Source organism: Variovorax sp. P4_B11 (assembly GCF_056402355.1).
The window spans coordinates 1-19962 of sequence record NZ_JBFUHO010000100.1 but is presented as its reverse complement, the minus strand read 5'-3'; the positions used below and the strand labels follow the sequence as shown (position 1 = coordinate 19962).

Sequence of the window (19962 nt, the reverse complement as noted above, 5' to 3'; positions counted from 1 at the left end):
GACGCGGACGGCCGCGTGATCGAGATCGGCGGCAAGACCGGCACCGGCGACCACCGCTTGCAACGCATCGGCCGCGGCGGGCGGGTGATCTCGGAGCGCAAGATCGACCGCACGGCCGCCTTCGTCTTCATGATCGGCGACCGCTACTTCGGCACCATCATGGCCTACGTGCACGAACCCTATGCCGCCCGCTATCGGTTCACGAGCGCGCTGCCGACCGAGCTGCTGAAGTCGCTGGGGCCGCAGCTGCTGCCGGTGCTCCAGCGCGGCGGGTGCGGCGGGGATTGACAGTTGGCATCCTCCCCGAGGATTCTTGCTGAGGTGGGCTGCGCGCTATGCACAGGCGACCCACGTGCTCCTTTGGACGGTTGCGTGGGTGCGACCGTTGTAGTCCCAATGGGGCCGTCCTTCATCTCGAGGGAGGAAACCGCGGAATGCACCTCTGACAGGCGGGAAAGGTCGATGCCTCAGTTGGCTGGTACCGTAATCACCGGCGCCTGCGGCGCAATACCAGTCTCAGCGAGCGACAGCAGCACCAGGATGAAAGTGAACATGGACTTGGAAAGCAGGTCCTGATCGTCGATCCAGAACCAGTGGTCGCGGTATCGCACCGTGGCATACCCCTTCTCCGGTCGCGCCGCACCGGAGCGGACGCGCACTAGCGGTTCGCCCCAGGGAGCCGCCTGCGCAGGAAGCGATGGCGGGGGAAGCGCCCTTCCTTCCTGGAGATCCGCAGCCGGAACTTCGATGGTTGAAGCGATCTCGACGAAGATCTCCGCCATCGAGCGGGTCAGCATCGCAACCTGGGCGCCCTGCCTTGGTATGGAGCCGAAGGTGAGGCCCAGTTCTGAAGCGCCCTGTGGCAGGCGCAGGATGTCGCGGATCGTCTGCTGATCGTGCGCGACATCGTCGCCGACATCGCCCCTGAAGATGAGGATGACCGCCTCGTCCCCGGTGCGCTTCTCGACCCTCAAGTCGATCGCCTCCGACCGCTGCACCCGCCGCAGAGCCTCGAGAAGACGGTAGAAGGCGGGGTCTGCCTCGCGCTCGCGGCTCGACGAGGTGGAGCGATTGAATACGCCGTTGATGCCGCGAGTGGTTAACTGCAGAACCCGGTCGACGGGGTATCCGGCCTGAATCAGCGCCATGACGGAGGCTGGCGTCATCGGCCGCAAGAGGAAGCGCGCGAACCTCTCGCCGCTGATGGGCGTGAAAGTGATCGTCGGCTTGTCCGTATAGCGGCCGTAACCGCCCAGCGCTTGATTGTTGCCGGGGTAGAAGGACCAACTCGCGCCAAGATTGACCTGGCTCTCGACCGACGTCGAGCTGATGATCGACGTGACCTCCAGGTACACCGGGAGGTCCAAGTAGCGGAGCTTGACAATGTTGAGCAGCGTCTGCTCCTTCGACGTCGAGGCGAGGACGTCAACGTAGTCCGCACGGTCGCGGCTCACCGAATATGGCCCTATGCTGCTGCAGCCGGACAGCGCCGTGGCCATCATCGCGAGGCAGCCGATGCCGCGCCAACGAAGCGGTGGGACGGGAGAGGTCTTCGCCAGCAGGGCCACCATCGGCGGAATGAGTTGTTTCATCGCGAGCATCTACCATGGAATCCCGGGAGGCGGCCTTGTCGAGTCATTCAACGCCTCTCGACAGTACAGACGTTTGACGCACATCAAGGACGATCAATGATTACCAGCGATCTCGTGACAAGCACGCCGCGCGCGCTCCTCACGCAAGGAATCATCCGCTCTATGCGCTCAGGTCGGCGCTGTGGCACGGATGATGGATGCTGAGCATATTGACTGCTTGTACTGGGGCGCAACCGGTCACGATGCCGCGCGCCGGATTCGACTGGATGCTGATCTTCAGAACGAGTGGCGCAGACCGACATCGTAGCCGACCGACTTGTTCGGCACGGGCACGGCAGAACGGCCACCGCCCGTAGGGATCGCGCCGGAATAGAAGCTCGGGCCGCCCACCGTCAAGCCTGCGCCGTCCTTGTCATTCAAGTAGGCGACGGTCGCATAGAGGGCGGTGCGCTTGGCCAGGTTGTACACGTAGCCAATGGCGAACTTGTCAGCCTTCGGATTCGGATTCGGATTGGTGAAGTTGAGGTTGTTCACGTTGTTGTACCTGACCTCCCCGTACGAAGCGCGGATCAGGCCGCGACCGGCCGCCACCGTCAAACCGATCAGGGCGCCGTTGAAGCCCGGCATGGTCGTACCGAAAGGGTTGAGCGTGTTGGTCGCATAGGCGGTCTCTTGCTTGTTGTTCGAGTACTCGCCAAACAGCTTGACCACGCCGAAGTCGTACGAAGCGCCGAGATTCCAGATGTTGACGGTCGTCGTCGTGCCCAGGTAGTAGTTCGACGCGATGGTGCTTTCGCCATAGGCCACCGCGACATCCAACGGACCGTAGTTGTAGCCGACGCGGCCACCGATGTAGCGGCCCGCACGGGCGTTGTTGCCGGCAGCGGGAAGCGACGGGTCGGCAACGATCGCAGCGGCACCCGGGGGCGTCAGGCCGCCCGGATCGTAGCTGACGGCCTCGTTGAACGCATACATGAACTGACCGTAAAAGCCACCCAGATTCAGAGGCAGGAAATAGCCGATCGAGTTGCTGGCACGAGAGTAGTTGTCGTTCGCGGTGAAGCCGCTCTTGTAGCTACCCGGCGACCCCAGGCCACTGGCGGTACCGATCAGATTCGCGCCCACCCCGTTGGCACCGAACGGATCGAAGAGGATGTCGTTCCAATAGGTCGGGGTGTGGTCTCGACCGATGCGCACTTCGCCAAAGCTGTCGCCGGAAAGGCTGACAGTCGATCGACGATTGAATTGCAGCCCACCCCCGCTTGCGCTTCCGCTGCCGTCGTCGTTGTTGATGCCCGCTTCGAGCCAGAAGCCGGCATCCAGGCCGCCGCCGAGATCTTCGGTGCCCCGAAAGCCCAGGCGGCTGGAGTTGTAGGCGGAATTGGTCAGCATCGTCTGGCTCGTGCTGACCGTGTTGCCCAATGGGGCCTGCGCCTGGTTCTTGTAAGCGCTGACCGATGCGTCGAGGATACCGAACAATGTCACGGCCGATTGGGCAGAAGCGACACCGGCGCCCGCCATGGAGGCTGTGGCAGCGAGCGCAACCAGAGATCTTTTCATCAGAGATTTCTCCAGGACTGGACAGGGACCACCAACCTGTCGGGTAACGGTGGCCCATGCACAGGCGTTCAGTGACGCCCCAGAAGATTATGGAGTAGGAGGACGGGCGGGCCGCGTCCGTGTGCAGGGCGACCGCGATTCGGAAGGTCGGAAGGCGCCCCAAGCCCGCACGATGCGGACTTCTGCATTTCTTTCGCTATTCAAGCGGCGGTGTCTCACCCTCAAGCCGCCAGGTCTTCAACACCGGCACGAGCGCTGCCGACGCGATGGTGACCATGTGCGCGGTCACGCGACCACCCTTGAACGCGACAACGAGTTCCGGACGCCCCTCGCGCAGCATCTGAGCGTTTCTGATGGGTCCAGCACGACCCTGATAGCGAACGCGGTCAGCGATGAACGTGGCGACCTCGATACCGCGTGCTTTGGCCCAACGACGTGCGAGCTCATCGGCTCCCGTCGCGCCACCCTCGATGAGCCGGGTGATCGGTTGGCGGGCGTGAACGCGGTCAAGGACACGAACGATGTAGGCCCAGTCGTCGTAATTGCGACCACCACAGACAAGTACCCTCATGATGTGGCGGCCTCGTTCATGCTTTCTTACTAGAAATGCGCTCGCCAAGAAAGGCAAAACCCGCCGAAGCGGGGATGGTTTGCAATGACTGTCGTCAGTGCGTTGTTCTGATCATGATAGTTCGACAAGCGATCCAGTGCGAGGCGACCGCGGCAGGGAAGGTGTCTCCAACAACAGAAAAGCCCGCACGATGCGGGCTTTTGTATTACACGACCTTGTTCTGTCTGGATTCGCGAACGGCACCTTAGCTGTTCGTCGACGACAAGTTCATGAACTCGACGTCTAACCTCACATGGCGTAGGGGCGTCGTGTTGGACCTTCGGCATGCGAGTCATAGAGTGCAAATCTCACAGTCTCAAGTCCTCGTGGTCGATGGTGGCGTTGTCCTACTACAAAGGTTCGCCTGCTGATTGTGCCCAAGACTGTCCTGGTTGGAGTCATTCGCGCATGGCGTACTTGATGAAGCATTTGAGGCTGATCGGCAGGGTGATCCTGGTCATCGTGGCTGCACCAGTGGTAGTGCTCGTCGCGCTCGCAGTGGGTCCGCTGTTCGCGTTGATTGTCCTTCTGGCTCTTCCGTTCATCTTGGCGTTCGAAATCATTGACAGGAAACTCAAGGACGTTACTGCGAGCCAGGCTCTCGACGAGCTGCAGAAGCTCTACCCGGACGTACCGCGGGAGATGCTTCGAGAATGGGAGAGCCTGATGAAAGAGGATGCTCACAACGCCGGCGACTTACCGGTGCCGACTCATGACGGACCTTATGATGACAGTCCAGAGGATGCCCGGACGAAGCAACCTGAATCCATGCAACAGGGTGAGCCGCCCCACTGAGGCGGCTTTTTCGCATCCGCGGGATCCACGCCGTGCGTCGGTGCCCTACGTGTTGTCGACGGTAGGCGCGTCCGGCCCATTCATCCTGACCCAGTTGACCCCGTTGTCCCTGGCAGCAGGGGACGAGTAGGTCTCGCTTGTCCCGATGGTCTCCCCGTTCCCAGCCAAGACAGTGAAATACGCTTGCCCGTTTGTCGCGGTCAATCGCCGATATCGCATTTCCTGCGGCGCGTTGTTCTTGACAGAGGCGATGCCACCCTGCGCATTTTGTTTGCTTGTGTAGCGTTCGCTGGTCAAAACAATCTCGCCGTTGGCGGACTTCAGATTGAACATGAACTGCGTCCCACTGCGCTTGAGGTCGTAATGTATTGCCATGATTCCTTCTGTCTTGATCGAGTCATTGATGGCCAGACTGCTGCCGGGCAGCCGTGGCTGGAGCGTCGCGCGAATTGCCCGACGGCGCACTCTCCTAGCCATTTCCGAGCACGTCATCCCCAATATGAGGGAGATGGCTCGATGAGTCCGCAACCTACGGCGCTGATCTGCGCGAGCTTGGCCAGGATGTCGGATGCGCGCGGTCCGGATGAAGGGCTTGGGATCGATGGTGTGATGGGCGACGTACAGGTCGATGGCCAGTGCCAGTTCTGCCACGCTGGAGAAGCTGTCACGCCAGATACGCTTGTCGGTGATGTCGCGGAGGAAGCATCAGGCCGTACGTAGGAGCCTCCCGACCAGGGCGCGGCCACCCGCGTCTCCCTGGCCGGTGCCGTGCCGGCCGTTCCTATTGACCGGCGGAGGCGACGGAGGCGACCGCAGTCTTGCCCCCGGTCATCCAGGCGAACGCCTCGGAACTCGCGGTGACGGACGTAGCCGCCTCGACGAAGCGCAGCTCGCCCTTTGCGGTCTCACCGGTAACGATTCCCGCCGCGGACGCCAGGGTCACCGCGCCGGCCAAGATGAAATTCCATGTCGTGTTCATAGCAGCCTCTGTAGACGAGAGTTTGAGGCCAACGAACCGGGCGAAAACGGCGAAAAAGGAACAGCAGCGTTCATTCCGAAGAAACAATGGCACGGTCGCGCCCGCTCTCCGTGCAACAGATCGGGTGCCCGCGGTGGAAATGCCCGATGCCGACCGCACGCCGCCACAACACACCGCCCCCCCGCCTACCTGATCTGAGAGTTGTGACAAATCGCTTCCAGTCGAACCATGGCTCCTCCCCCCAACCGAAAGGAGCCAGGCATGCGGACCCTCTTGATCGACAACTACGACTCGTTCACCTACAACCTCTACCAGTACCTGGCCGCCAGCAATGCACGGCCACCGCGGGTGATCCGCAACGACGAGCTGAGCTGGCTCGAGATCGAGTCGCTCGAGTTCGACAACATCGTCATCTCCCCGGGGCCCGGCCGGCCCCAGCGCCCCGCGGATCTCGGTGTGGTCAATGACGTGCTGCGCCACACCCGCGTTCCATTGCTCGGCGTCTGTCTGGGCCACCAGGCCATCGCGCATTTCTGCGGTGCCAGGGTCGACCTGGCTGTTCGTCCCATGCATGGGCGCCTCGACCGGGTCAGCCACTCCGGCCAGGATCTGTTCCGGGGCATTCCCAACCCCTTCGAAGCCGTGCGATACCACTCGCTGGCTGTCACCGAACTGCCCGTCGACCTGGAGCCGCTCGCCTGGACTTCCGATGGCACCCTCATGGCGCTCCGCCACCTCGCCCGGCCATGGTGGGGCGTGCAGTTCCACCCTGAGTCGATCAGTACGGAATACGGGGCGAGGTTGCTGCGCAACTTCAGGGAACTGACCGAGGAATGGAAAAGCGGGCGCATGCCACGCACGTTCGTCAATCCCGCAGCGAACTGGCCTCCCGCGATGGGCAGCGAGGAAACCACGGTGCACGCACAGTGCCTCGACATCCATCCCGACCCGGAGTCCGTCTTCACGCACCTGTTCGGCGATTGCGAAACATGCTTCTGGCTCGACAGCAGCCTTGCCAGCGAAGGCCGCGCGCGCTTCTCGTACATGGGCAGCGGCACGGGGCTTGATGCCGAGCTCGTCACCTACCGCTCCCGCTCGCAACGCATCGACGTACACCAAGGCTCCGGCACCATGGCGCGTGCCCAGAGCATCTTCGACTTTCTCGACGAGCGTCTTGTGAAGCGCTCGATCACCGGCCCGCCCTTGCCTTTCGACTTCGCCGGTGGCTACGTCGGCTACTTCGGCTATGAGCTCAAGGGTGAACTCGAAGGCGAGCACGCGCACGATGCCGATACCCCCGACGCCCTGTGGATCAAGGTCGACCGATTCATCGCCTTCGACCACGCCGAGCAACAGACCTGGGTCGTCTGCCTCGACCGCACGCCCCTTCAAGACGAGAACAGCGCGTGGATGAAGCAGACAGTGCTTTGGCTCGCGCAGCCGTTCAGTCTCGCGCCAGACATCCCTGCCGGCCTTTCGGCGTCGCTGGGCCCGATGGAATGGCAGATCGGCCTTCGCGACTATCGCCAACTCGTCGTCGAATGCCAGCGCCAGATCCTCCAGGGCGAGACCTATGAGGTCTGCCTCACCAACCAACTGGTCGGCACCGGACACATCGACAGCCTGGAGGTGTATCGCACGCTGCGCGCCCGCAATCCCGCACCGTACGCGGCCTACATCAAGGCTCCCGGGCTCGCGGTGATGTGCGCATCGCCCGAACTTTTCTTGCAAGTGTCGACCGAGGGCCAGGTCGTCTCGAAGCCGATCAAGGGCACGGCGCGCCGGGGCGCCACGGCTGCCGAAGATCTCCAGATCGCGAGCCATCTGGCAGGAGACGAGAAGACGCGCTCCGAGAACCTCATGATCGTGGACCTGCTGCGCAACGACCTGAACCGGGTCTGCGAGGTCGGGAGCGTCCATGTGCCCGGCCTGTTCCAGACCGAGACCTACGCGACCGTCCACCAGTTGGTCAGCACCATCAGCGGCCGTCTGCGCGACGGCCTCTCGGCGCTCGACTGCGTTCGCAGTGCCTTCCCGGGCGGCTCCATGACCGGCGCACCCAAGGTCCGGACGATGTCGATCCTCGATCGGCTGGAACCCACGGCGCGCGGCATCTACTCCGGCTGCATCGGCTACCTGTCGCTGAACGGCGCCGCCACGCTCAACATCGTGATCCGCACCATCGTGTGCGCAGGCGACCGGGTCTCCATCGGCACCGGCGGCGCGATTGTCGCGATGTCCGATCCGGACGACGAGGTCGCCGAAATCGTCCTGAAGGCGCAGGCACAACTGGCCGCCCTCGGCGCCCGCACGGCGAGCGCTACGCCCGCGGAGAGCGACGATGCCTGAGCTCGGCATCAACCAGCGCGGCATCGCGCTGATGGTCGCCGCGATGGCGCTCTACGTGCTGAACGACAGCTTCGTGAAGCTCACGACCCGCCATTTCAGCGCGAGCCAGATCCTCGCGGTGCGCGGCCTTTTCGCCACCATCGTGGTCGCCGCCCTCGCCTGGCGGGCGGATGAGCTGCGCCAATGGCGGCGCCTGGTTCGCCCCATCGTCGGCATTCGCTCGGTTCTGGAGATCACCACCGCGGCCACCTCGGTCGCCGCGCTGGCACTGGCGCCGCTGGCCACCGTCACGGCGATCATGATGGGCGCGCCGCTGATCATCGCGATGGGCGCCTTCGCCCTCGGCTGGGAACGCGCGCATGGCGGACGCATCGTCGCGGTGCTGCTCGGCTTCGCAGGCGTGGTGCTGGTGGTCAAGCCGTCGGCCCGGCTCGACGGCCTCGACAGTGGCGCCGCCTTCGCGCTGCTGTGCGCGTTGTCGCTCGCAGCGAGAGACCTTGTCACGCGCAGGATTCCCGCGCAAATTCCGTCGGTGCTGGTGGCACTCGTTACCACCGTGGCCGTCTGCGGCGCCGGGGCAGTGCTGGCCGCCCATGAGACCTGGCCGCCGCTGGACCGCGTCGAGACCGTCATCCTCGCGGCTGCCGCCCTCTGCGCGGCGCTCGGCAACTACGCGCTGATCGCCGCGTGCAGGGGCACCGACCTGTCGGTGGTCAGCCCCTTTCGCTACACCATCGTGCTTTGGTCCGTCCTGCTGGGGTATCTGGGCTGGGGCGAAACGCCCGACGCCGTGTCGATCCTGGGCATGGCGTTGATCAGCGGCGCTGGGCTGTACGCGGTGTTCAGTTCCCGCCGGGTCTAGATCGCGCCACGTACAGACGCGACACCGGGCTTTGCGCCCAGACCACCGTCCGCCCTTCGTCCACGGGCCGGGTGCCGAACATGACCCATGCATCGCACACGGGGCCGATGTCCTCGACCACCTCGAAGGCGCCCGGATTTTCTTCTGCGAGTGCCGTGAACGCGATGCCCGCAACGTAGCGGCCTTCGACCAGCCCCCTGCCCACCTCCGTCACCGTCGGCTCGTGCACGATCGTCGACCAGGCCGACAGGTCCGCATAGGACTGTGTCGCCGGCTGCACACCCACGCCATGCGCGCGTCCCTCGGCCGAGCAGGCACGCAGCAGCGCCATCGGCCGGCTCGGCGAGATGAAGGCATCGACCACGAAGACCGCCTTGCGATAGGCGCCCGTGACAGCCGCCGCATCGGGATGCACCGCACACTGCAACATGAAATCCGCCCTGCCGGCCTTCAACGCACGTGCGCCCTCATGAAAGTCGTCGATCAGCTCCACGCGGGCCGCATCGGCGATGCCGTGCGCAGCCAGGTAGCGCCGCAACACGAAGTCATGGTTGCTGCCCTCGGGGCCCAGTGTCAGGAAAGTGAGCATGGCCATTTATAGCGCCCCGGAGCCATGAGACGGCGACGCGATGATGTCGTCCTCGATGCGGCAGGTTTCCTCGATGATCCGCTCGTACAACGCTCGCAGGAATTCCGGGCTGATACCGTGCGCGATCGCGTAAGCCTCGGCCCGGCTCTGCACGATGCCGATGCGGTGGGGCTGCATCATCGGCACCCCGTTTCGCTTCTTGTAGTGGCCGATGCGCGCACAGCAGCCCAGGCGCTCGCGCAGGGTCTCGAGCAGCCGCTGGTCGATGGCATCGAGTTCGCTGCGCAGGGTCACCAGCGTCGGAGCCATGTCGGCGAGCATGGCTTTGCTGCTCATGGAATTTCGCTGCATCTTCATTCGATCCTCAACCCTTGCTCTGAAAAGAGACTCGATCGTTGCCCTCCTTCCGCTGCCGATCAACGCTTTCGTCCGACGGAAAGCGAGGCCTACCAGCTCGGGTAGTTCCAGGTGGCTCGCGCCCTCGATGCAATACGGTCTTCGTCATCGCAGGGAACGTCGCATGAAATTCATCGGATTGACCGCCGAGGCCATGCCCGGCGAGTTGCTGCGCAGACTTGGGCGCTACCGCTATCGCGTGTTTATCGAACGACTCCGATGGGAGTTGGCGTCGCGCAACGGCATGGAGTTCGACCAGTTCGATCGCGCGGACACCCTGCATGTGCTGGCGCTGCGCGACGATGGCGAACTGGTCGGATGCGCCAGGCTGTTGCCGACCGAGCGCCCTTACCTGCTCGCCGAAGTCTTTCCGCAGCTGATGGCGGGCGCACCGATGCCGCGATCTCCCGAGGTTTGGGAGATCTCGCGATTCGCCGCGGTCGATCTCGAAGCCGGCATGGGCTGCCACACCGGCCAGTTCGCGTCGCCGTTCACACCGGGGCTTCTTCGCAAGGCCTTGTCCCTCGCCGCCGGCGCAGGCGTGAAACAGCTGGTCAGCGTGTCGCCCGTGGGCGTGGAGCGAATCCTTCGCAAGCTCGGCCTTGGTGCTCGGCGCCTCGGAACGCCGATGCGCGTAGCAGGCAGGCTGCTCATGGCCTGCAGCATTGACGTGCCGGGCCTCGACGAGGCCGCCCGGCTCAACGCAGCAGCCCCAGCACCGCCGCACGCGCCACAGCCGCCGCCCTGCTGTTCGCGCCCAGCTTGCGATTCGCGTTCTTGACGTGGAAGTTGGCCGTGTCCTCGGACACGCCAAGGATGGCGCCTGCCTCGCGCGAGGTCTTTCCGTCGGCGGTCCACCGCATGACGTCGATCTCGCGCGCGGTCAGTTGCCCCACGAGCGGCACGTTGCCTGCGAGCAGGTCCGACAGGACGGTATGCGCAATGCTGACGAACCATCGAAGCATCAGATCCTTGTCGACGATCTCGACGCGCGACAACGCCTCATGCGAGCGCGACAGCGAGAGCAGCCCCACCTTGCCGTCCGCATCGAAGCAGGACTGCGCCCAGCCCACGCGCAGGCCGAAGGAACGGGCTTCGTCCCAGAACTCGGGCGTCTTGCTGAACAGGGCGTCGCTCCAAACCATCGGCGCATGCGATCGGCAGCCTTGCAGCACGCTCGGGTCGGTCTGGAGATAGCCCGCGTCGTCATAGCGCGCCTGCCAGCGAGGATCGTAGGTGTTGAGCATCGACACCCGCGGGTTGGTGAAAGGCAGCGGCTTGCGCAGCCCGTAGGCGCAGTGCTCGAAGCCGATCTGACGTGCGGCCCGCGCGATCCGCTCGAAGGTCTCGGTCACTCCCTTCAAGGATTCGAGGTCATGGAGCAGATCGGCAGACCAGGCATTCACCTCGGACCTCGTTCGGCTGATGGGATGGGAAACCGTGGGCACGGGCCGATGGCGAGCGGCCGCCCCCTAGTCTCTTCAGCCGGCAGGTCGCGGGATAGCGGACCTGGCCCAAGAGTGGACGGGAAATCTCAGGCGCTCAGGCAGAAAAGTCGGTCGCTCGCCGGCCGACTACCTCCGAAACGTGAACACCACCGACAGGTACGACACAGCCTCCTCGCCCATGTCCTCGATCCCGTGCAGCGCCGATGCGTCGAACAGCAGCGAGTCGCCCACGCCCATCCGGATCGACTTGCCTGCGTAGCGGTACACGACGCTCCCCGAAAGCAGGTACACGAACTTCAGCCCCGGATGCTGGAAGGTCACGTAGGGTTCGGCGCCCGGCAGCAGCGTGACCATATAGGGCTCGGCGAACAAGTTGCCTGAAAGCAGATGCCCAAGCAACTCGTAGCGGTAGCCTGCCACCGCGCCGACCCGATCCACCACAATGCCCCTGCCCGCGCTCACGTGGCTGAAGTCCGAGCGCGAAGACTGGTCGGAGAACAGGCGGGAGATCGGCACGTCGAGCCCGCCCGCGATGCGCTCGAGCGTCTCGATCGAAGGGGCGACCACCCCATGCTCGATGCGCGAGAGCAGAGAGCGGGAAATGCCCGCTTGCCGTGCCAGCTCGCCGCCCGAGGCGCCGCTGGCGATGCGCAGCGCGCGCACCTGGGCGCCAAGCAGCGACGCGGATTCGCTGCGGACGGGCTTCGGCGGCACCGTGCGAACCACCGCCAGCCCCGCGGGCAGCTTGAACGGCTTGGCGGTCGGAAACGGCGATGCGGCTTGTCTGGTCTTCATGGCTGGCTCTCCTTTCCAGGGCACGGAGGCGAGGCGGCCCGACTCTCGCCCAGGTCCATCAATCCCCACAAACCCGCGCCAGCCCGCGATCGAGGCCGATGCGGTAGAGCGGCTCCAGTCGATGGTGCTTGCCATGGTCGCCGGCTGCCCTGGCCAGATGCAACTTGCAATCGGGGTCGGCGCGAAGGGTCTGCGTCGCCACCAGCTCTTCGATGAACTGCGTCCGCAGCCGATCCAGCGCGGGGCGGAGCTCGGTCTTTAGATCCGCACGGCGATCCGCCGGCACGCTGCCGCTGCGCCGCCAGTCGGCCATGAGGACGAACTGGACCAGCTTGCTCGCTTCGATCTGGTCCGCGAAGAAGGCCGACGCCAGCTCGTCCGGAATGCCCATGCCGCGAGCTTCCGACGTCGCCGCATCGATGACCTGCTTCTCGCGCGGATCGTTCGGCGGATCGGCAACCGACAGCTTCGAATCCCATTTCGTCAGTGCGACCTTGCGGGAGATCTCCAGGCGTGTCGCGCTCAACTCGACCAGCCTCGAAAAGTCCTGCGCCTGGACTGCCGCTGCGCAAGCAGCAGCCATTGGCGCCAGACCGCCCGTGGCGCCAATCAAGACGCCCGCGAAGAGTCGACGCGGCTTCGAAAGGTCGACTTTCAATTTCATGGTTCCGAATGCAATCACCTGTGCCTCCTGTTTGTTGCTGGTTGCACGTTGTGCCCTGATCCCGATCAATCGGTCAATCCGACCGTTAGACAATCTGCCGAAGAAAATTCCTGATTCGAGGGCTCGAACCCTTGCCGAAGAACTCGTCCGGTGTCGAGTTCTCCGCGATGCTGCCGTTCTCCATGAACACGACCTTGTCCGCGACCGCACGGGCGAAGCCCATCTCGTGCGTGATGCACACCATGGTCATCCCCTCGCGTGCGAGCGCGATCATCGTTTCCAGCACTTCCTTGACCATTTCCGGATCGAGCGCCGACGTTGCCTCGTCGAACAACATGACCGACGGGTCCAGGCAAAGAGCCCGCGCGATGGCCACGCGCTGCTGCTGGCCGCCGGAGAGTTGCGCCGGATAGGCATCGGCCTTGTCCGCCAATCTCACGCGTTCCAGGTGGCCGAGCGCAACCGCCTTCGACTCGGCCTTCGAACGGCGGCGCACCCAGGTCTGCGCCAGCGTGCAGTTCTCGAGCACGGTCAGATGCGGGAACAGGTTGAACTGCTGGAACACCATGCCGACATTGGCGCGCACCAGGTCGGCATGCGCGGCCTCGGGGGAGATGCGGATGCCATTGACGACCACTTCGCCGGCCTGATACGGCTCCAGTCCGTGGATGCATCGCGCGAGCGTCGACTTGCCCGAACCCGAGGGTCCGCAGATCACGATCCGCTGCGACGCCTGCACCTCGAGGTCGATGTCCTTCAGCACCTGGTGGGCGCCGAAATGCTTCGAGAGCCTGCGTATGGCGACGACCGCGGATGCGGCGGCGGCGGTGCTCTCTTTCCAGGCCAAGGGGCCGGCCGTGATCCTCATGCTGAAATCTCCGCAATTAGTACGCGTATCTGAAACTGGATTCGACCTTGCGCATCACGAACATGAGGCCGTAGTTGATGGCCAGGTAGACGAGACCGGCACTGAGGAACACCTCGTAAGGCGCGTAGGTCTCGGCGCTGATCAAGCGTGCAGTGCCTGTCAGGTCCAGCAAGGTGACCGTGCTGGCGAGCGAAGTCGCCTTGCACGTCAGGATGATCTCGTTGCCGAATGCCGGCAGCGCCGTGCGCGCCGCGATCGGCATCTCGACCGTCAGGAAGGATTGGTGCTTCGCGAGCCCGAGGGAGAATGCGGCTTCCTTCGCTCCGCGAGGCACCGCCGCCAGCGCCGCGGCCAAGGTCTTGCCGGTGTAGGAAGCCGAATTCAGGCCCAGCGCGATGACCACGCACCAGAACGGATCGCGCAACACCGCCCACAGCAACGAATCCTGGATCGCCTGGAACTGGCTGGCGCCGTAGTAGAGAAGAAAGACCTGCACGAGCGCCGGAGTCCCGCGAAAGAACGCGATGTAGCCGCCAGCAGTCCGCCGCAGCCAGCCGCGCACCGAGTTCCTGGCCAACGCGATGGGGAAGGCCAGCATGGTTCCCAGCGTGACCACCAACGCCGTGAGGCCGAGGGTCAGCAAGGCACCATCGACAAGCCTCGGCAACGATAGCCAGACGATTCCGATGTCAAACATGGTTCATGCGCTCAGATGTCGCGCGGATCGGCGCTCCGCCGCCTCGAGCAACAGGGTTGCGATGCCCGTCAGGGCGAGGTAGATGCAGGCAGCCGCCAGGTACATGGTGAACGGCTGGCGTGTGGCTCCGGAGGCCTCGGCGGCTTTGCGCATGAGCTCTTCGCAGCCGACGATCGAGACGATGGAGGTCTGCTTGATCAGCACGATGGACTGGTTGCCGAATGGCGCCAGTGCGGTCCGGGCTGCTTGCGGAATCACCACGGTCCAGAGTGCCTGGACCGGGGACAAGCCGAGCGTTCGCGCGGCCTCTCGCTGGCCCTGCGGAACCGCGAGCAACGCCCCACGCGCGATCTCGGCAGCGTAGGCGCCGAAGGAGACGGCAAGCGCAAACACCCCGGCGGCGAAGGCATTGATCTCGACGTATTCGCCGGTGATGAGCGCGAGGGTCAGCGAGCCGCCGAAATAGACCGCAAAGACCACCAGCAGGTCCGGGACGCCACGAATGATCGCCGCGTACAGATAGCCCAGGCTCCTGGGCACGCGATGGCGCCGCAGTTGCAACCAGCAGCCGACCCCGCCGAACACGCTTCCCACGACCAGCGCGGCCGCGGCGAGTTCGAGCGTGGAGAGCATTCCCAGAAGCAGCTGGCCGCCGAATCCCTGAAGCATGGACATCTCTTTGCTCGCGTCCGGCTACATCAACTTGAACGGGAAGTACTTCGCCGTGATGCGGTCGTAGGTGCCGTCCGCACGAATCGCAGCCAATGCGGCGTTGACGCTATCGACCGTCGCGGTGTCGCCCTTGCGCACCGCGATGCCGTTTCCGTCCCCGAGCAAACCGCCCTTGAGGTCGGGACCGACGAAGTCGAAATTCGCGGCCTCCGGGCTCTTCAGGAAGCCCACGAAGTAGGTCACCACGTTGCCCAGGATGTAGTCGACGCGCCCAGCGACGAGATCGAGCTCCGCGGCCTGCGGCGTGTCGTAGAACTTGAGGATGGAGTCCTTGTAGTTCTGCGTCAGGTAGCTTGCCTGGATCGAACCCCGCTGCACGCCGATCGCCTTGCCCTTGAGGGCTGCCGGCGCGATGTCGGCAGGCGTTCCCTTCTTCGCCACAAAGCGCGAGATGGTGTCCTTGTACTTGTCCGAGAAGTCGACCCGCTGCCTGCGCTGCTCGGTAATCGCCATGCTGGCCACGATGATGTCGAACTTCCTGGCGACAAGACCGGGGATGATGCCGTCCCAATCCTGCGCGACGATTTCACACCTTGCCTTCATCTTCTCGCAGAGCGCGTTGGCGATTTCGACGTCCCATCCCTGCAACTTGCCGTCGGCGTTCTTGAAGCTCCAGGGCGGATAGGTCCCCTCGGTCGCAATGCGGTAGGTGGGCTGCTGTGCCTGTGCAAAGCCTGAAGCCGCCGCGGCTGCGACAAGGATGCAGAGCAGCTGCCGGATGATCTGCGGAAGTGCTTTCGAATGCGTCATCAGAGGCCTTTGCGGTGTAAGTCAAGGCCTCTATGTTTTGCGCGTTTTGCAGTTGATGCGACTCTTGCATGCAGTAGTAAATCCGCGCAGTAGCGAGTTGGGCCTTGGTTGCGGGGCGAATGCGGCGCTGGCGATGCATGTCAGGCGAAAAAGGCCTACCCGTTCAAGCAGTTGCGCGCCCTCCCCGCTGAGCCCTTCGTCGCAAGAAACGACGAGATCACCTGGGGCGAGATCTAGGGCCTGGACATCGACAACATCGCGAACTCAAACTGAGTTCGTTCAAGGTTGTCTCATCCAGTTACCCAAGTAAATCAATAACTTAGGCAACTTGATTTCAAAGTTGCACCCCCCGGTTTTCAAAGTTGTTGGGTGCGCGGCCAACGGCCGGTTTCGGGCAGTTTTGTCGTCCGCTGTAGGCCCGGTTAGGGCCCTTTCCGGGCGTTGGCGATGTGGCGGGTAAACGTCTGCAATCCAGCATGAGTTGACTGACGATCGGCAGAACCTACATCTACAGCTTGAGGCGAATCTACTGTGGGCTGTGGAGCGGGGCGCGCCACCGGGTGTCGCGTCGGCCACCTTGATGGAGCCCGCGATGCAGGGCCGTCGCCATCAGTAACGGCGCATTCGTTGCATCTACCCTTGCGCGTACTCGGGGCGCGGGACCACACCTGCCGGCACGCGGTGAAAGGTTCCGAACTTGTGCTTAACCGGGCGGGTATTTGCGAAGCGCATCGGCATGGGCCGCTGAAAAGATTCCGCTTGGGGCCTTTTGCTCCACCAATTTGAGGAGCAATTTGTCACTTTGAAGCACCGAAATGGGTTGGAACCTAGCGAAACGTGTTACCTTTCATTGCGACGAGTTGTTTTGTAACAACCATCTCGCGGACCGGCCGCCGAATGCGACGCCTACGGCGGTGCTGCATTTTTAGATAATTTCATCGGGAAACACCTCTTGCCATACTTGGACGAGATCAATCCGAAGACGGGGCACCTAGACGCCGGTATCGTGCGTGAACGCGGTTTGGAACTTGCTGACAGCTACCGGTCAGTCAGTCCATTTCCACACGTCGTCATTGACGACTTCCTTCCCCCCGAGATGCTCGACATGGTGTTGGCCCACTTTCCAGCGAGCGAGCAGGCAGCCGAAACCTATGATCGCAGCCAAGAGCGGCGCAAGGCCGGCCATAACCCTGATGAACTGGCGCCAGAACTGCGCAACCTCTTCTATGCCTTCAACTCGCGCCCGTTCATCAAGATCGTAGAGAACATCAGCGGCATAAAGGGGCTGATTGGCGACCCCTACTTCATTGGCGGCGGGCTGCACGAGATAGCGCAAGGCGGCCACCTTTCGATCCACGCTGACTTCAACCATCATCCACCGCTCAATCTCGAGCGACGCATCAACGTCCTGATCTACCTCAACCGGGGCTGGAAAGACGAGTGGGGCGGGCAACTCGAACTGTGGGAAAACGACATGAGCAAGTGCGTTATGTCGTGCACGCCTGAATTTAACCGTTGCGTCATCTTCAACACCACCTCGAACAGTTACCACGGCAACCCGCACCCAATTGCGCACCCGGACGGCATACCGCGGAGATCGATCGCGCTCTACTACTACACGGCCACTTGGGACGGCAGCAAGCGCAACCACAACACGCAGTTTCGCGCGCGGCGAGCGACAGCCGACAAGCCCGACTACCGAATCAGGGCCACCGAGCTGGCTAGCGACCTCTTGCCGCCTCTGCTCTTCCGATGGGCCCGCAAGTTGAAGACGCGCATTTCGGCTTAGGCTGCCCGAGCCGCTTCCATCAGGTCATTCTGTCGGTCAACGTGGGCCGCGAAGTGCAAGGACCGCCCAGAGAACGCCGCCGAAATCGAGCGCGACGTGCGAAGCCTCTTGGCCGCCATAGGGGGCCGACGGCGTAAGCTTCCTCGATGCAAAAGAAGCCGAGATCGCTCTATCACGGGCACCGGTTTCCGGCGGTGGCGATCAGCCAGGCCGCTCGCAGCGCTCAACCTTGCTCATGGCAAAGGAAACGCCCTGTCTTGCCGCGGAGCGCGTCGGGCAGCTTTGCGTCTTCGAACCTTGATCACCCGGCACGTCTCCAATGCCCGGATATGGCCGACTGTAGCCGCACGGAGAGTCGACGCAAAGGTTCCGAAGCAGTTGGCCCGAGGATAGGTCGCTCCAAAGCTGTAAACGTCACTCTGCGACGATGAGAGCTCACGATGCGCCGGGTAAACTGAGCGAATGGTCTTTGCCGCGGTGAAAGAAATGAGGAGTGGCCTGCCGATTATCGCGTTTGCATCCCCTGAGGACTGGGGAACGTGGTTGACCCAAGAAGCAGCCACGTCAAAGGGGCTTTGGCTCAAGCTGGCCAAAAAGAATGCCGCGGCACGAAGTGTCTCCCGCAAGGAGGCCATCGAAGTCGCTCTTTGTCATGGCTGGATTGATGGGCAGCTCGACAAGTACGACGACCAATGGTGGCTGGTTCGATTCACGCCGCGCTCGCCAAGAAGCAAATGGTCGGAAAACAATCGCACGGCAGCGTTGAAACTCATCGAAGACGGTCGGATGCTTGCATCTGGTCTAGCACAGGTGCAGGCGGCCCAGGCGGATGGCCGCTGGGATGCAGCCTATGCACCCCAGAGCACCGCCATCGTCCCCGCGGATTTGCAGGTGGCGCTTGACGCATCTCTTGTGGCCAAGCGCTTTTTCGAGGAACTCGATGGCGCCAATCGCTTTGCAATCCTCTACAGAATACAGGACGCAAAGACGCTGAAGACACGTCTCCGGCGCATCGAAAAATTCGTCGGGATGCTCGCGCGGGGTGAAACGATACATCCCGCCAAAAAGCTCGCAAACGGGTAGCGGGCTGCAAGGTCGGCTCGTGGCCGATTGTTGCCTGCCGCACGTGCAATGTGCACGCTCTTCGGACGCCTGCCTCACGCACTTCCAAAGACAGATGTTTGGTGACAGAGTGCGTGGCCCGGACATACCGGTATCATCCCGCTCCCGTCATAGAACGCGGGAGGCCTTGCTTCATGGAGCTTGAGCAAGGCCAGCCATGCTTGGCCCGCGCCTCGTCCCGAGACTAGCATCGAATTCGCTACTGCAACTGGTACGCCGACAGCTCGTGATGGCGAGAGTAGGTCTCGATGAATTGGGGCGGGACCCATTTGAGGTTCTTGTTGTCGTACTTGACGATGCGCTTGACAGATGGCGCGTACCAATAGGTCTCGACAACCTTCGGTTGACCTCCGACAGAGCCCCAGTTTGCCACCTTGTCGTCTACGAAGCCGAAGCCTTCAATCTTGTACGCCTCGAACTTTCCGGCAGGCACCACGACTTCCTCTTTCGCGACCACTTCATACTTCATCGAATTGGTTCCATAGTGAGTACCGTTCTTCCAGTCGTGTTTGGCGCTCCATTTTTTCCCCACCTCGAGTGGAAAGGTCACCAGTGGTATCTCCGTGCGAGTCGCGTCCAGAGGATTCATGCGTTGGGAAAATGTGCGCCTGCGACCCGATTCAGTCGTCACCACCACGTGGTCAGGGTGAATCACTTCCACGGTCTCTTTGTACTGCGTGCGAGAGTCACCTGACCCGCGAAGCTCGAACATCCACCAGTCACCGAGGTTGTATTCAGGGCTGGAGACCTGGGCCAGACACGCCGAGGCCCAAAGATGACTTGCGCCGAAGATGATGGCCTTGCTGACGTTGAACATGGCTTTCCCCTAGGTGGGTGGTCATCCAGCGCATGCTATCCGTGCGGCGCCGCTGGCTGTGTTTGCGCGGCACTCCGCCAGCAGCCCTGTGCACGCGCGCCGCGAACGTCGGCTACTTTACGCATTCTGCAGTGTGGCCGAACGGCTGCTCTTGGCCCGGGAGCGTGATTCCGAAGCCGCTCCAGGGAAGCTGCCCTTCGGTGATCGCTGGGCAATCCGCACGCCCTTCGCAACGCGAGCACGAGGTCCTCACGGTGATTCCTATCGACAACTGCCCGCGGCTACGTTGGGCCGGCCAGGGAGTCGGCCCGAGCGTCCCTTCGGCACACGAGCAGGATCTCGTCGACCTCGTCTGTTGCGATCATTCCATGGCCGAGCTGCAGCTCCTTCTGGAATCGCAATCCGAACGGCATGAATACCCGGTTGTACGCGCACATGGCCAGCTCACGATGATGCGAGAGCCACCACATGCAGATTTCGACTAAGAGCGACGAGCGCTGCTTCATCCCGAACACCGCGATGCGCTCCACCACGAGGTGGTGCTGCGC

At 63.1% G+C, this 19962-nt stretch carries 22 protein-coding genes and 1 pseudogene; 7 read left to right on the top strand and 16 right to left on the bottom strand.

Going from position 1 to position 19962, the window contains the following annotated elements; genetic code table 11:
• Positions 1-288 (top strand): hypothetical protein (locus AC1DYD_RS39350; RefSeq protein WP_478178147.1); only part of this gene is annotated, 288 nt, incomplete at its 5' end.
• A gap of 179 nt (positions 289-467) precedes the next feature.
• Here the strand turns inward: AC1DYD_RS39350 and AC1DYD_RS39345 are convergent.
• From AC1DYD_RS39345 to AC1DYD_RS39335, 3 genes are all read right to left on the bottom strand, one after another.
• A complete protein-coding gene (locus AC1DYD_RS39345; protein WP_478178146.1) occupies positions 468-1592 on the bottom strand; it encodes a hypothetical protein in 1125 nt (374 codons plus the stop codon).
• A gap of 276 nt (positions 1593-1868) precedes the next feature.
• The gene (locus AC1DYD_RS39340; RefSeq protein ID WP_478178145.1) at positions 1869-3152 is read right to left on the bottom strand and encodes a porin; all 1284 of its coding nucleotides are present in this window, start codon (positions 3150-3152) and stop codon (positions 1869-1871) included.
• A gap of 196 nt (positions 3153-3348) precedes the next feature.
• Positions 3349-3723 carry a DUF2493 domain-containing protein gene (locus AC1DYD_RS39335; protein ID WP_478178144.1) on the bottom strand — a complete coding sequence of 125 codons (375 nt, stop codon included), beginning with the start codon at positions 3721-3723 and terminating at the stop codon, positions 3349-3351.
• Positions 3724-4170: 447 nt separating this feature from the next.
• Here AC1DYD_RS39335 and AC1DYD_RS39330 point away from each other — a divergent pair, with 447 nt between their 5' ends.
• Positions 4171-4557 (top strand): hypothetical protein, encoded by a 387-nt coding sequence (locus AC1DYD_RS39330; RefSeq protein WP_478178143.1) that lies wholly within the window; start codon positions 4171-4173, stop codon positions 4555-4557.
• A 45-nt stretch (positions 4558-4602) separates the two neighbouring features.
• On the opposite strand, the gene AC1DYD_RS39325 is transcribed toward AC1DYD_RS39330, so the two are convergent.
• The gene (locus tag AC1DYD_RS39325; protein WP_478178149.1) at positions 4603-4932 is read right to left on the bottom strand and encodes a YegP family protein; all 330 of its coding nucleotides are present in this window, start codon (positions 4930-4932) and stop codon (positions 4603-4605) included.
• Positions 4933-5338: 406 nt separating this feature from the next.
• Positions 5339-5536: a hypothetical protein gene (locus AC1DYD_RS39320; RefSeq protein ID WP_478178142.1), complete on the bottom strand. Its 198-nt coding sequence runs from the start codon at positions 5534-5536 to the stop codon at positions 5339-5341.
• Positions 5537-5797: 261 nt separating this feature from the next.
• Here AC1DYD_RS39320 and pabB point away from each other — a divergent pair, with 261 nt between their 5' ends.
• Positions 5798-7885, top strand: coding sequence for an aminodeoxychorismate synthase component I (gene pabB, locus AC1DYD_RS39315; protein ID WP_478178141.1), 2088 nt, complete (start codon positions 5798-5800; stop codon positions 7883-7885).
• Positions 7878-8747: a DMT family transporter gene (locus AC1DYD_RS39310; RefSeq protein WP_478178140.1), complete on the top strand. Its 870-nt coding sequence runs from the start codon at positions 7878-7880 to the stop codon at positions 8745-8747. The genes pabB and AC1DYD_RS39310 overlap by 8 nt, the downstream gene beginning before the upstream one ends.
• Here AC1DYD_RS39310 and AC1DYD_RS39305 read toward each other — a convergent pair.
• Both AC1DYD_RS39305 and AC1DYD_RS39300 read right to left on the bottom strand, forming a co-directional pair.
• Positions 8728-9342, bottom strand: a complete 615-nt coding sequence (locus tag AC1DYD_RS39305; RefSeq protein ID WP_478178139.1) for a hypothetical protein — start codon at positions 9340-9342, stop codon at positions 8728-8730. The genes AC1DYD_RS39310 and AC1DYD_RS39305 overlap by 20 nt on opposite strands.
• Entirely contained in the window at positions 9343-9672 is a 330-nt protein-coding gene (locus AC1DYD_RS39300; protein WP_478178138.1) for a chorismate mutase family protein, read from the bottom strand.
• Between AC1DYD_RS39300 and AC1DYD_RS39295 the strand changes: the two genes are divergently transcribed.
• A complete protein-coding gene (locus tag AC1DYD_RS39295; protein ID WP_478178137.1) occupies positions 9656-10513 on the top strand; it encodes an acyl-homoserine-lactone synthase in 858 nt (285 codons plus the stop codon). The genes AC1DYD_RS39300 and AC1DYD_RS39295 overlap by 17 nt on opposite strands.
• On the opposite strand, the gene AC1DYD_RS39290 is transcribed toward AC1DYD_RS39295, so the two are convergent.
• The 7 genes from AC1DYD_RS39290 to AC1DYD_RS39260 all read right to left on the bottom strand — a co-directional run bounded on the left by AC1DYD_RS39290 (position 10431) and on the right by AC1DYD_RS39260 (position 15686).
• The gene (locus AC1DYD_RS39290; protein ID WP_478178136.1) at positions 10431-11138 is read right to left on the bottom strand and encodes an autoinducer binding domain-containing protein; all 708 of its coding nucleotides are present in this window, start codon (positions 11136-11138) and stop codon (positions 10431-10433) included. The two genes, AC1DYD_RS39295 and AC1DYD_RS39290, sit on opposite strands and share 83 nt — an antisense overlap.
• A gap of 168 nt (positions 11139-11306) precedes the next feature.
• Complete coding sequence (locus tag AC1DYD_RS39285) at positions 11307-11843, bottom strand: helix-turn-helix domain-containing protein (protein WP_478178148.1); 537 nt, start codon at positions 11841-11843, stop codon at positions 11307-11309.
• Positions 11844-12033: 190 nt separating this feature from the next.
• A complete protein-coding gene (locus tag AC1DYD_RS39280) occupies positions 12034-12708 on the bottom strand; it encodes a chorismate mutase (protein ID WP_478178135.1) in 675 nt (224 codons plus the stop codon).
• Positions 12709-12724: 16 nt separating this feature from the next.
• Positions 12725-13507 (bottom strand): amino acid ABC transporter ATP-binding protein, encoded by a 783-nt coding sequence (locus AC1DYD_RS39275; RefSeq protein WP_478178134.1) that lies wholly within the window; start codon positions 13505-13507, stop codon positions 12725-12727.
• A 16-nt stretch (positions 13508-13523) separates the two neighbouring features.
• Positions 13524-14204 carry an ABC transporter permease gene (locus AC1DYD_RS39270; protein ID WP_478178133.1) on the bottom strand — a complete coding sequence of 227 codons (681 nt, stop codon included), beginning with the start codon at positions 14202-14204 and terminating at the stop codon, positions 13524-13526.
• A gap of 3 nt (positions 14205-14207) precedes the next feature.
• Complete coding sequence (locus tag AC1DYD_RS39265) at positions 14208-14873, bottom strand: ABC transporter permease (RefSeq protein WP_478178132.1); 666 nt, start codon at positions 14871-14873, stop codon at positions 14208-14210.
• A 24-nt stretch (positions 14874-14897) separates the two neighbouring features.
• Entirely contained in the window at positions 14898-15686 is a 789-nt protein-coding gene (locus AC1DYD_RS39260; RefSeq protein ID WP_478178131.1) for an ABC transporter substrate-binding protein, read from the bottom strand.
• Between the two features lie 961 nt (positions 15687-16647).
• On the opposite strand from AC1DYD_RS39260, the gene AC1DYD_RS39255 reads away from it, so the two are divergent.
• Together AC1DYD_RS39255 and AC1DYD_RS39250 are read left to right on the top strand one after the other, a co-directional pair.
• Positions 16648-17475, top strand: a complete 828-nt coding sequence (locus AC1DYD_RS39255) for a 2OG-Fe(II) oxygenase (protein WP_478178130.1) — start codon at positions 16648-16650, stop codon at positions 17473-17475.
• Positions 17476-17937: 462 nt separating this feature from the next.
• Positions 17938-18558: a YdeI/OmpD-associated family protein gene (locus AC1DYD_RS39250; RefSeq protein ID WP_478178129.1), complete on the top strand. Its 621-nt coding sequence runs from the start codon at positions 17938-17940 to the stop codon at positions 18556-18558.
• 238 nt (positions 18559-18796) lie between these two features.
• Here the strand turns inward: AC1DYD_RS39250 and AC1DYD_RS39245 are convergent, their stop codons facing one another.
• Positions 18797-19414 carry a hypothetical protein gene (locus tag AC1DYD_RS39245; RefSeq protein ID WP_478178128.1) on the bottom strand — a complete coding sequence of 206 codons (618 nt, stop codon included), beginning with the start codon at positions 19412-19414 and terminating at the stop codon, positions 18797-18799.
• A gap of 281 nt (positions 19415-19695) precedes the next feature.
• Positions 19696-19962, bottom strand: a pseudogene (locus tag AC1DYD_RS39240) (SAM-dependent methyltransferase); the annotation flags it as partial.